Below are 12,965 nucleotides of genomic sequence, written 5' to 3' on the forward strand. Positions count from 1 at the left end.
ACCGCAAGGGACGCAAACAGCCGCGGAGGTTATTTATTCATATTCTTTGCGTATTTAGCGACCTTGGCGGTATATTTTTTAGGTTATCACAATATCATAGATCATTTTCTCACCGCCTCTTAATGGGAGATTTAACTCACACTACTTCAAGCTCCTCTCCTTCTTGCGTTCAACGCGCTTCAGAATTTCATTCATTATCATGTGATAGAGCTCATCTTTCAGGATACGGTCTTCATATCCCGAATCAATGCTTGGGTTGTCGTTGATCTCAATCACGTATACTTTTCCGTTTATCTCTTTCAGATCCACTCCGTAAAGGCCGTTGCCAATCAGGTTCGCTGCTTTGAGCGCTGTGTCGACCACATGTTTTGGAGCTTCCTCCACGGGCAGTGTGTCCGCTTTTCCTGAGTGAGTTTTTCCGTCCGCCCGCTCATAAATCTGCCAGTGTTTTCGTGCCATGAAATAGCGGCAGACATAGACCGGTTTCTGGTTCAGGATTCCAACGCGCCAGTCGAACGAGGTGGGAATAAATTCCTGGGCAATCAGCAGATCCGATGTTTCAAACAGTTCATTGGTCTGATGTTCAAACTCTTCAGCGTTATCCACCTTTACCACGCCCACAGAAAATGAGCTGTCCGGCTGTTTAAGGATGCAGGGAAATCCCAGGCTTTTGGTTACAGACTGTTTGTTATCCGGACTAATGATCACTGTTTTTGGCGCCGGAATATTATTACGATTCAGCAGTTCTGCCAGGTAGACTTTATTGGTGCATTTCAGGATCGATTCCGGGTCGTCAATTACAACCAGGCCTTCGGCCGCTGCACGCCGAGCCATCCTGTATGTGTGATGGTTCACGCTGGTGGTTTCGCGGATAAAGAGTGCATCAAATTCGTTAATCCGGCCGCTGTCATCTTTTGTGATCAGTTCGGTGTAAAAATCGAGCGATTCAGCCGCCCGGATAAACCGCTGAATTGACTTTTCATCACTGGGGGGCATCTGTTCATCAGGATTGACAAGGATCGCAAGATCAAAGCGGGTTTCCCTGGAAGCAGATTTGGGCGTTCGCTTCCTAAAAAATTCCTGGGCTGCATCAATAACAAACGGGCGGTGATCTTCCGGTATATCGTTCCCGGCAATGTGGCTGATTGATTTAAAGAGCCAGTCACCCTCTTTCCGTTCAAACTCGGCCCGGAGCAGAGGCGCCTGGAAGTGCTGAAACAGACGGTTGCAAAGTCTTTCGTACCGTTTCGCCATATTTTTCCCGAAATAGATGCTCAGCGTAAACTGATCTCCCTTAATCGGTTTTAGCGCCGTTTGCATCATCTTCTCAAGCTCATCCGAGACAATACGCACCATTGCCTGCGATTTCAGATCCTGCATTGCCAGCACGCCGGGAATCGGTTTGTGACCGCGAGCCGTAGCCAGCAGCGATACGTAGTACCCAACGGTTTGATAGCGGTAACTTTTGCAGAGATTGTAAATCTTCACGTTTCGAAGGGCTGAATAAGATTCGTCCGTTAGATAATTGCGCGCAGGCACCACCTCCACTCCGGGAATATGAAGCGGCCAGTTCCTGGGATTATTTACAACTACAATATGTCTCATTTGCCAATCCGCTTTGGTTTTTTCGGGGTGATGATAATCAGGTTCGCATCGTACGTGACAATCCCCAACAGAATCGCATTAATCACACGATCGATTTTGACCTCGTAGAATTGACCTTCGCTCATCGGGTTTTCCATCAGCGGATCAGCCACGGAAACCATGCGGGTCTCCCGGTTATAGCCGTGAAGAATCACAAAATGGCCGGTTGGTTCTCCTCGGATATCATCATAATCCTGGTGTTCACCATACTCACGCATACTCCTGTAGAGATAGGTAGAGCTCAATCCCGCAATAATCGGCTGATTCTTTTTCAGGTAGCGCCGCAGGATTCCTGATCGCAGATCCTCAAACTTCAGTTTTCCGCCAAGCTCCAGAAATTGATAATAGGCTTCGGTTGCTGTACGCAGTTTTTCATTGTGTTTAAACCCGATTTGTTTCAGCATTCGCCGTTTCATTTCATCCGTTTCCAGATCAAACCAGGTAGGATCAAATACTTGAAGGTCGTAGGTATAAATCGTTGCATCATAACCGCGGTTCAGTGCGTCCACAGCAAGCAGGGAACCCAGGGTTCCACCTCCATCAAGCCGGTGTACTTCACGAATTACCGACTTCAATGCAATCGAATTTTCATAATATTTGTAGATACTGTGCAGGCAAGTCGGGCCACAGGTGGTTTCATCCGGCTGCGGTTTGATGGGTACTTCGATCATCATATCAGTAAAACCAGGAAAATAGGTGAATGGTATATCTGGGGAATCGCTTCTTTAAACTCAGAGTTTTTTTAAAAAATGACACGTTTCTCTCGGATTTTCTTCAATCACAAATTTACCAAATTGTTACATCTAAACCTATATACCGGGATTTCAGATAGGAATTATAATTTGACAAAATGCAGACTTAACTCTTCATTGTTCGTCTCCACAGGCTGTGAATAAAGCATAAACTGATCCTGAACCTGACGTTCTTCCGCTACCAGAACTGTTTCAGAATTAAGTTCGTACGGGGAATTCCACTGCTCTTGTGTTGCCAGGTAGATGTAGCTTGCAAGAAGCATTAGCAGAATCAGGAGTACACCAAGCAAGAAGCCCGTTATTTTTATCACTTTTTTCATGCCAACTTTACCCAGGTTCAGTATAGCGTCAGCAAAATCTCTGTCGCCAGTTTATTCTCTTCAATTTATTGTACAGGGTGTGGTTCATGATTTAATCATTTCTAATTCTTAAAAAAAATTAGAAAATTTTGAATTTTTGCTGTCGCATATAGGATTGGGGTCTTTACTGCAATGGAATGCCTCTTTAAGAAGCAGCCCGGAAAATTAACCGGGCTGCTTATTTGATCATTATCTCTCTTTGTGTTAAACACTATTTCAGCAATGTTACTCTTCGTACCTGCTGTATTCCGGGTGCAGTCATCCGCACCAGATACACACCACTCGATAACCCGGTTGCATCGAATCGAATGGAATGGCTTCCTGCAGGGTACAATCCGCTGGCCAATGTAGCTACGTGGCGGCCCAGCATATCATATACGCGGATCGAAATTTCACCAGCAGTTTGAGCATCAAACGGAATAACCGTGGATGGGTTAAAGGGGTTCGGATACGCATTTCCCAGGCTGAATACTACGGGAATAAATTCCTTTCCAATAGATGTTGTTGTTTCACCCCATACTAGCATGAGCCGGCCAAAGATCTCAAGTTCTTCTTGGTTTGCTATTTTCTCAACTTCCTCGGGTGCCTGTTTTTGAACTATAAAATGAACCAATCCCAATTCATTGTATTCAAAAAGTTCAGCATAGTTCGGTGAAGGGTCACCAGATTCATAATCTTCAACGAGATAGAGCACCATCTCCGATTTCATTCCATCTTCGTACGATATTCTTACTTCTGTGGTCGTGATCCACCCTTCATCAAAAAACTGCCCTGAAATCTGTTTAGAGATCATTTCGCCGGTTTGCCAGTTATAATCAACCACTGTGATCTGTCGTTCTGCATCCAACCAGTCATCGCCGGTCCAGTATTGACCGGTATAATCTGGCATCATTTCAGCAAACTCCAGAAATGAACCGCTTTCTACTACATTGAATTCATTGAGAAATAAGTTATTCAGGTCTTTTGTATTATAGTTTTTGTATACCTGCCTTTCCGTATTCATCCACATATGGCCGTAAGGTTCCTGGTACGTTATATGCAGGTCATCATCTTGCTCTTCAAAGAAAAAAAGTTCATACGTGTACCAATCATCCCCGACCCAGGAACTTGATTCTCCGTAATTTATCTTGCCACCTGATTCCACAAGAACAACGCGTTCATCGTTTATCCAGTCAGACAGACTTGCATTCCAAAACTGATCCATTGTCTCGGAAAGATAATATTGGTTATCAATGAATTGATAGGTAAAAGAGACTCTGTATTCGTTTTGAAAACCCTGCCCGTTTTTGATTTGACTTACAATAGTGAGTAGTCTGTCGTTTTCATATTCATACAGGTCACGTGATACAACATCCCAGCCCGCTTCGATATCTGACCTGTATGAGTGATGAGTTTCTGTTCTTCTTCCGGATTGATAGACGTGATCAATTTTATGATAGGAATTAAATTCGTCCCCGTTCCATCCCTGGTGTTCAACTGAGTTCAGAAATAGTTGAGACGTTTGTTTTTGTCCGGCTTTTGTGATATTTGAATTGCCTGCATGAAGTTTCACATACAGTTCCAAAAGCGGATGTGTATAACGGTTTGAGTTCGTTTGATCATTTTTTGGTGTATCTGAAGTCGTCACCGCAAACACATAAACAAACACGAAAAGTAGAATGCTTGTTTTCATTGGAGTAGAAATTTGAATTATAAGTATAAGTAGGAAAGCGACTTATCTCTTCTCTATACTGTTATGTAATGAAACAGAAATCTGGCAGTAAGGTGAGCACTAAATCCAATAAATGGTACGAATTTTTCCAATTTCCGGTTACACTTGTAAAAAATATTTTTACTATTCAAAAATTCCAGTCAACTGTTTCTGACTATCAGATATACCGAAACCACAAAGCAACGTCCGGCTGGTATAGCTCGGTAACGTAATACAATAACTGCTTAACATGATCTCTGTTTGCTATTACCATTCCGAGCAGAATTTGAATTGTACGATAGCAATCGATTTGTTTTATTAGATGTGTTCTGATACCTGAAAAAATCTATCAAACCAAATAAACCTGCGCCTGATGAACATTGAAGAGACTCTGAAATACATTGAACAACATAAAGCTGTTGCAATCCTCCGGTTGCCTGAATCTGATGGATTCCAAAAGGTTGCCGAAGCGCTCTATAAAGGCGGAATTCGTGTGATGGAGATCACGCTAACGATGCCCGATGCCTTGAAATTAATTGGGGAAACAGAAAAAAATATGCCAAAAGATATGGTGATTGGAGTGGGATCAGTTATCAACCGGGAGATGACCCAAAGCGCGATTAATGCGGGCGCAGCGTTTGTTGTGAGTCCGGTTTTAAAGAAAGAGATCATCACCACATCGAAAGAAAATGGTGTTCCCGTGATGTGCGGAGCGTTCAGCCCCACAGAAATTCAGCACGCGTGGGAGCTTGGTTCCGATATGGTTAAAGTTTTTCCGGCCAATATTCTCGGGAAAGAGTACCTGAAAGCGGTTAAAGCACCGATGCCCCACCTCAAACTGATGCCTACCGGCGGTGTGAACTTAACGAACGGGAATGATTGGCTTGCAGCCGGTGCTTCCGCAGTTGGAGTTGGAAGCGCACTGGCATCTTCTGATGATCTTAAAAACAAGGATTACAAAGCGATCGAAAAGAAAGCCAGGACGCTGACCGATCACTTCAAAACATAAGACTGCAGAGGTTCTCTTTTTATTCAGAGTCACCAAAACCACCCCCGCCCGGAGTGTGCAAAATAAATCGGTCGTCTTTTTCCAGATCGGCACCGTCTCGCCAGGTCAGCTCATGTTTCGAGCCATCTTTGCGTTCGATCCATTGCTTCCCGGTTTTGCCGTTTTTTCCGCCATTAAGTCCGTAAGGCTCAACCACCCTGTGCTGAGAAAGCACGGAGAGACTGACCGGTTCCAGGAAAGTCATCTCGCGAATCAGTCCGTTTCCTCCGTTCCACTTTCCCCTGCCGCCTGATTTTTCCCGGATGGCATACCGGTCGAGGCGAACCGGGTAGCGGTGCTCCAGTATCTCAGGATCTGTGGCACGTGTGTTGGTCATGTGTTGATGAACGGCATCCGCGCCGTGAAACCGATCTCCCGCACCGGTCCCGCCTGCCACAGTCTCGTAATAGCCAAAGGTATCGTTCCCAAACAAGACATTATTCATGGTTCCATAACTGCAGGCAGAGAGGTTAAATGCCTTCAAAAGTGTATCCACCAGCCGCTGGCTCGTTTCGATATTTCCGCCAACAACCGCGGGGCAATCAGCAGGATCATCGGGAAATTCCGGGTTCAGCATCCCATAGGGAATGATCAACTCCACCGGTTCCAGAAGACCGTCGTTTAGAGGCAGCGACTCATCTACCATCAGCCGCAAAACATACATCACCACACTGTTTACGATGGATGGATTGGCGTTCAGATTCCCGGGATGAACACCGGAAGTTCCGGTAAAATCAATTCGGACAGATTCATCATCCACCCGGCACGAAACGGCCAGAAGGGAACCATCATCCAGTTTTTCTTCTGCTTTATATTCTCCGTCTGATATTTTTTTCAGCGTTGACCGCATTCGGCTTGAGGCATACTCTTTCAGCTTACCCATATAATCGGTCACTTCAGAAGCGCCGAACTCACCGGCCAGCTTCTGCAGCTCCTTCACACCCCGATGGTTTGCCGAAACCGCTGCCTGCAAGTCCGCCATATTTTCATCAATAGAACGGGTAGGCCAGCGGCTATTCTGCAAAAGCTGTTTGATGGGTTTCCAGTCAAACTCACCACCTTTTGCGATAAACATCGGAGGAATCACCACACCCTCTTCAGCGAGGTTGTTGGCATCGGGCGGCATCGAACCGGGGCGCTTTCCACCCATTTCTGCGTGATGGGCACGGCTTGCCACAAACCCGATCCGCTCTCCCTCATAGAAAACAGGCGTGACAACGGTAACATCCGGCAGGTGTGATCCGCCGAAGCCCGGGTGGTTGGTTACGATAATATCGCCTTCTCCGAAGTCCTGGCCCAACCCTCCAAGGGGTCGAACCCCTTGGAGGGTTTCTTCTAACAACGTCCGTACGCACGTCCCCATCGCACCCAGATGGACAGGAATATGCGGCGCATTTACCACCAGGTAACCGTCGGCATCCAGCAGTGCACAGGAGAAATCGAGACGCTCTTTCACATTTACCGACATCGATGTTTTGCGAAGCATCTCCCCCATCTGATCCGCCACGGAGCGGAACCGGTTGGTATAGAGCTGGAGATTTACCGCTTCGGAGCGTTGATCAGGCTCGTTTAACCCTCCAAGGGTTCCCAACCCTTGGAGGGTTTGGAAAAGCCATGTACCATCCCCGAGCAACTGCCCTTCCCATCCCTCTTCAACCACTGTTGTGCTGTGCGGATCGAGAATGAGCGCCGGTCCGGTGAGTTTGGATCCGGGTTTGAAATCTTGTTTCAGATAGATCTTTTGAAAGGGAGAACTCTTTTCCCGAGAGTAGAACTCTGATGAGTGCTTTTTTTGTCGGAGGATGGGGAGTTCATCTATTTCAGAGTCTTTTTCTGATTTACTTTCATCGCCCTTATCCAGACCTCCAGGGTTTTGTAAACTCTGAAGGTCTTTTTTTTCCGAAACCTTCACCCGGACCGCCTCTACTTCAATTTCCCGATTTTCGATCCAGTGACCGTACTGATCTTCATACGCTTTCTTGAATGTATCTTCAATCCTTTTCGATTCCATAAACTCGATCTCAAGAGAACTATCCTGACCTTTCAGCCGGAGAAACAGGTTTTTTCGTGACAGCTCAATATCATCCTGTTCTATGCCCTGTTGACTTAACAGGTTTTTGCCTTCATCTGTGATTTCATCAAACCACTCCACAAGCTGATCCTGAACAGCATGAAGCGGCCGGAGAATTTGTTTTGATGTGATCTGTTCCAGGCGGGCCATTCGGAGTCCGTACGCACTCAGAAGTCCGGCATCCGAAGGCACCAGAACCCGGCTGATCTTCAGTTTTTCCGCAATTGCCAGCGCATGCTGCGCACCGGCTCCGCCAAAAGCAACCATCGCGTACTCCGACGGATCAAATCCTTTTTGAATAGAAATTTTGCGAATCGTCTGCGCCATCCGCTCATTGGCAATCTCCAGAAAACCCTCCAACACCTGTTCACGGCTCATGTTCTGGTTACGATTCTGGTAACGCTGCTCACTATCCTGGTCAGGCTGCTCTGCAGCGTGACCGCTCTCACTCAGGAGCTCTGCTCCAGCCTTACCCTGGTTTCGTTGCTTTGCAGCGAAACCACCGTCATCATCCCCGTGCTCCGCTCCCGAAATCCGACCCAAAATCTCATCCAGCCGCTCCTCTGCTTTTTCAGGCACAATCGAGATATGAAAATTTTCCGGATGAAGCCTTCCGCTCAGTAAATTCACATCGGTGATTGTCAGCGGACCGCCGCGGCCGTAACACGCCGGACCCGGATCGGCACCCGCGCTTTCTGGCCCAACTGTCAGGCTCCGGCCGTCATATTCGCAAATTGAACCGCCACCCGCGGCCACCGTTTCAATTTCAACTGCCGGCGTTGTAAGTGTAGCATCGCCAACGGAATGTTCATATACATAATCGATCGACCCGTCGTATCGCGCCACATCTGAGCTGGTACCGCCCATATCGAAGGAAATGATTTTGGAGAAGCCGGTTTTTTCCAACCCTCCAAGGGTTCCAAACCCTTGGAGGGTTGGCACTGGTACATGCTTCGCAATCGCCGCCGCACCGATCACACCACCGGCCGGACCACTAAGCAGTCCATCCTTGGGCCTGTAATGTTCTGCTTCCACCAGGTTCCCCCCGCTGCTCATCACACGAAGCGAATGTCCCCGGATCACATCCGATATCCTGGATAAATAGTTCTCCATTATCGGGGTCAGATACGCGTTAACGTCCGTTGTTACAGCCCTCGGCACAATTTTAATTTCCGGACTCAGTTCCGCCGAACGCGAAATGTAGTTCACGCCCAACTCCTGCAATACTTCCATCACCTGCCTTTCATGAACATCATATCGATACCCGTTCATCAGGCAGATCCCGGCTGCTTCTGCTCCTTTCAAGTGCGGCTTGATTCGTTCTTTCAAAAGCTTTTTGTCCAGCGGTTTGATGATTTCACCGTCAGAACTGATCCGTTCCGGGACTTCAATCACCCGGTGATAAAAAGGTTCTGATTTTTGAATATCGAGGGCAAACAGATCGGGGCGCTGCTGATTTTTGATCCTGAGCAAGTCCCCATATCCTTCCGTAATCAGGAACAGAGTTTTTGCGCCACTATGCTCCAGAAGTGCATTGGTGCCTTTGGTTGTGGAGAGCCGCATTTGCATCGGCGGAAATTCCCTGCCCATCGGGGTTTTTGTGAGGATTCGCGCCCCCAGAATCGGCGCTTCTTCGGGACTGCGAAGCTCAAACGGATGATCTTCTCTGTTATTAAATTCCGGTTCACGATTCAGTTTCAAAAGGGATGATTCTGAATCGAACCCGGTTACCTCAAAAACAGACTCCGGATCGTCCAGAAACAGAAATTCAAATCCTTTAAAAAAATCGTTTGGCAGATCTTCCGCGATTGTTATCACGACTCCACCTGAGCTTTTTCCGGGCGAAACCTTTCCGCGCAGTGCACTGCTGCTTAAAACTTTGCACCGATGTTCACCACCATCAGAATCCACTGCCATGCAGTCCGTAAACGTACCGCCCGTATCGATGAATAGTTTCCAGGGGGAGTTTGGGGATTTCGTGTTTTGCATGGCGTGTTTTTTTTAAGTCTAAAAATCTGTGTCTTAACGGACCCACCTCTGAGCTCACGCTGAACGTTTTGAGCTCTGTCTCCTCCGCCGGAGGAGAGATATTACCTCCCCTATCGGGAGGGGACAGACTTGTAAACGATTGCGAAGCAAGCCTTTTACAAGTCAGGGGTGGGTTCCCTGTTTCCAAACAGTGCCCAGCCCCACCGACCCACCTCTGCCTCGTCGCTGCTTTGCCTGCGGCAACCGCTTTGGAGTCGGTCTCCTCCGCGGGAGGAGAGGTTTTTCCCTCCCCTCTTGGGAGGGGACAGACAATGGAGCGTTCAGCGAAATTGTCAGGGGTGGGTCTACAATACCACGTTCGTATTTTACATTCAAATACGAATTACCAAACCCATCATTCCACCAGCCCCAATTTCATTGCCCTCTGCAAAACCCAATACCTGATTTCTCTCAAAACAGAATCTATATCTTCCAATACCTGCTTCTCTTCAAATCGAATTACCTGAACTCCATACGACTCAATCCGTTTCTGTCGGCGTTCATCATACTCAACCTTGAAGTCATGATATCGTCCGTCCAGTTCAATTACCAGTTTCAGTTCTTTACAGCAGAAATCAACGATAAAATTATCCATCGGGGTTTGACGATCGAAATCATAGCCGCAGATCTGTTTGCGGGAGATATATTTCCACAGACGCTTTTCTCCCGGTGTGGCACTATTCCGGAGTTGTCGGGCTTTTTCAACGAGATCGGACCGGTAAGGGATGATATCAATTCTGCCTTTTCGTTTTCTCTTTGACATATCACTAACTCTTGATTTTCAGTGATTTCCTGATGTGAATCTAATTAAAAATTGGGTTTTTGGGTAGTGTAAAGAGAGCATACTCCCAACGGACCCACCTCTGAGCTCACGCTGAACGCTTTTGAGCTCTGTCTCCTCCCGAGAGGAGAGGTTTTTTCTTCCCTCTCACGGAGGGGATAGACCTGCACAAGCTCGCGCAGCGAGACTTGGGCAGGTCAGGGGTGGGTCCCGTAATGCGTATTATCATTTGATCACCAACTCAATCTCAAATACCGGAACATCTAAACTCCCAAATCCGTAGTTTTGAAGGCTTAATATCAATTCAACATTATCAGATGCCACACGTTTTTCCCGTAAATAAATTTCGATCCCTTCAGACGCCTTTTTATTACTACGACCTGACCCTTTTCCAGGAAACTCTTGATAAGGTTAAAAAGCACGGTCTTTCGAAGGGGTATCATGTCCATTATGCTATCAAAGCGAATTTTAACTTTCGGATTCTGGAGCTGGTCCGTGAAGCCGGCCTGGGGATTGATTGTGTAAGTGGTAAAGAGATTGAGCGGGCTATTGAAGCCGGATTCAGTCCGGACCAGATCGCGTTTGCAGGAGTTGGGAAAACCGATGATGAAATTCGCACCGGCCTGAAATACAATATTTTTTCATTCAACTGTGAGTCGTTACAGGAGCTTGAAGTGCTCAATCAACTCGCGAAAGAGGCAGGTAAAATGGCTACCGTATCTGTCCGCCTGAATCCGAATGTGGAAGCAAAAACCCATAAATATATCACCACCGGACTGAATGAGAATAAGTTTGGCATTAATCCTGAAATGCTGCCGCAGCTTTTTGAGATGCTGCCCGGACTGGATAACATTAAACTGACCGGTATCCATTTCCATATCGGTTCCCAGATACGCGATCTGAAACCGTTTGCTGACCTGTGCGAAAAAGTGAACCTGGTTCAGGATCGGTTCGAACAAGAAGGAGTTAAACTTGCGCATATAAATGTAGGCGGCGGATACGGGATCAATTACGAAAATCCCGACGAGGAACCTCACCCCGATTTTGAATCATTTTTCGGAGTTTTCGAACAACATCTGGACGTGCGTGAGGGTCAGCAGGTTCATTTCGAACTGGGCCGCAGCCTGGTGGGTCAGTGTGGTAACCTGATCTCAAAAGTTCTTTTTGTGAAAGAGGGAATCAACACGAATTTTGCCGTGATTGATGCGGGCATGACCGAGCTGATCCGTCCGGCTCTATACCAGGCAGCCCACAATGTGGATGTGCTAACATCAGAAAAAAAACCAAAAACATACGATGTCGTAGGTCCGATCTGCGAAACCTCCGATACCTTCCGTAAAGGAATTCAGCTTCCCGAAGTGAAAAGGGGCGACCTTGTTGCGATCCGCAGTGCAGGCGCCTACGGTGAAGTGATGAGCAGCGGTTTTAATTTACGGGAGAAAGTGAAGGCGTATTATTCGGATGAGGTGTAATGAGGGTAAGGATTTGAGAAGTGATAAGGGAAAAGTGAAAAGGAATTGGGTGTTGATTCCTTTATTGGGATAACGCTTTTGGGTTTATTTGTAACAAGCCTTTATAAAAATCGTATTTTATTTTTTAGGCTTTAATCCTGCAAGGTATTGTTTCCATAAACCAAATTTCTCAATCATGTCAAAACGGATATACAGTGAAGAAGAAGTTGCGAAACTGATTCGCCGGGCTGTTGAACTCGACTCGAATCGTTCCGGCTCTTCAAAAAGCGGTGATCAATCAGGGCTTACCATGCAGGATCTTGAGAAAATCGCTGCTGATTCCGGGATTGATCCTGAGTTAATGCACCGCGCAGCCGATGAACTCGACCGTGACGACGCCATGACTGACCTGAAAGAAAGTACCCGTGTAAACCGTTCCGAAATTGTCGCCGAGCACTGGATTAAAGGAGAGCTTACTCGTGAAATTCTTGATGACCTGATCATTGAATTGAACCACCGGTTTGGCACATCAGAGGATGACATCAACTGGTGGGATCGTCTCTGGAATGATTACTCTGGAAAGCCGCTGATCAACCGAACGAAATCCAGTGCCGACTGGCGCTACACGGATGAGATGGAGTTCTACACAACACGCGTCCTGATTCAGCAGCGCGGCGACAAACTGCGAATACGAGTAAGTAAACGACAGGGCTGGAACCTCTCTTGGAACACCGGTGACAGCCATCTTTCTTCTGGATTACTTTACCTGCTTGTGTTTACCATCATTGGCAGTGTGGTCGGTTTCGCAGCACTCGATTCTGTATTTATAGGAATAATGGGCGGACTTGCACTTTCAGCACTATTGGTGCCACTCTCCATCGTAATAAGCAAAAGACGGCTGAAGCACCATATGGATGAAGTTTCTGAAATTGCCGAAAACCTTATCATCCAGGCGAAACAACTTTCTAAAGAGTCAGCTTCAGATCGCAAAACCAGGGGCAAATCAGGATCAAAAAGCACCTCTTCTCACCAACCATCCACCCGGGTGATTGAAATTGAAACCGGCAGTGAGCAGAAGTCATCATCAGACAAAAATCGCCTCAGGAATCACCTGAGGGAATGACCCTGCTTTTATAAAACA

9 protein-coding genes are annotated in these 12,965 nt (G+C 46.9%); 3 read left to right on the top strand and 6 right to left on the bottom strand.

Annotation, left to right across the window (positions count from 1 at the left end; translation table 11 throughout):
- Window positions 1–141: 141 nt before the first annotated feature.
- The 4 genes from DYD21_RS11820 to DYD21_RS11835 form a co-directional block, all read right to left on the bottom strand.
- Window positions 142–1,605 carry a RimK family protein gene (locus DYD21_RS11820; RefSeq protein WP_116036918.1) on the bottom strand — a complete coding sequence of 488 codons (1,464 nt, stop codon included), beginning with the start codon at window positions 1,603–1,605 and terminating at the stop codon, window positions 142–144.
- Window positions 1,602–2,318, bottom strand: a complete 717-nt coding sequence (locus DYD21_RS11825; RefSeq protein ID WP_116036919.1) for a C39 family peptidase — start codon at window positions 2,316–2,318, stop codon at window positions 1,602–1,604. The genes DYD21_RS11820 and DYD21_RS11825 overlap by 4 nt, the downstream gene beginning before the upstream one ends.
- 161 nt (window positions 2,319–2,479) lie before the next feature.
- On the bottom strand, window positions 2,480–2,716 hold the full coding sequence (locus DYD21_RS11830) for a hypothetical protein (protein ID WP_116036921.1): 237 nt from the start codon (window positions 2,714–2,716) through the stop codon (window positions 2,480–2,482).
- Window positions 2,717–2,966: 250 nt separating this feature from the next.
- On the bottom strand, window positions 2,967–4,427 hold the full coding sequence (locus tag DYD21_RS11835) for a T9SS type A sorting domain-containing protein (protein ID WP_116036923.1): 1,461 nt from the start codon (window positions 4,425–4,427) through the stop codon (window positions 2,967–2,969).
- Window positions 4,428–4,818: 391 nt separating this feature from the next.
- Here DYD21_RS11835 and DYD21_RS11840 point away from each other — a divergent pair, with 391 nt between their 5' ends.
- Window positions 4,819–5,454, top strand: coding sequence for a bifunctional 4-hydroxy-2-oxoglutarate aldolase/2-dehydro-3-deoxy-phosphogluconate aldolase (locus DYD21_RS11840; protein ID WP_116036925.1), 636 nt, complete (start codon window positions 4,819–4,821; stop codon window positions 5,452–5,454).
- A gap of 19 nt (window positions 5,455–5,473) precedes the next feature.
- Here DYD21_RS11840 and DYD21_RS11845 read toward each other — a convergent pair whose 3' ends face one another.
- Both DYD21_RS11845 and DYD21_RS11850 read right to left on the bottom strand, forming a co-directional pair.
- Complete coding sequence (locus DYD21_RS11845) at window positions 5,474–9,553, bottom strand: hydantoinase B/oxoprolinase family protein (protein ID WP_116036927.1); 4,080 nt, start codon at window positions 9,551–9,553, stop codon at window positions 5,474–5,476.
- Window positions 9,554–9,947: 394 nt separating this feature from the next.
- Window positions 9,948–10,355, bottom strand: coding sequence for an endonuclease domain-containing protein (locus tag DYD21_RS11850; protein ID WP_116036929.1), 408 nt, complete (start codon window positions 10,353–10,355; stop codon window positions 9,948–9,950).
- Between the two features lie 335 nt (window positions 10,356–10,690).
- On the opposite strand from DYD21_RS11850, the gene lysA reads away from it, so the two are divergent.
- Together lysA and DYD21_RS11860 are read left to right on the top strand one after the other, a co-directional pair.
- Window positions 10,691–11,845 carry a diaminopimelate decarboxylase gene (lysA, locus tag DYD21_RS11855; protein ID WP_116036931.1) on the top strand — a complete coding sequence of 385 codons (1,155 nt, stop codon included), beginning with the start codon at window positions 10,691–10,693 and terminating at the stop codon, window positions 11,843–11,845.
- Between the two features lie 175 nt (window positions 11,846–12,020).
- Window positions 12,021–12,947 carry a hypothetical protein gene (locus DYD21_RS11860; protein WP_116036933.1) on the top strand — a complete coding sequence of 309 codons (927 nt, stop codon included), beginning with the start codon at window positions 12,021–12,023 and terminating at the stop codon, window positions 12,945–12,947.
- Window positions 12,948–12,965: the final 18 nt, after the last annotated feature.

This window comes from Rhodohalobacter sp. SW132 (assembly GCF_003390325.1).
Taxonomy (GTDB): Bacteria; Bacteroidota; Rhodothermia; order Balneolales; family Balneolaceae; genus SW132.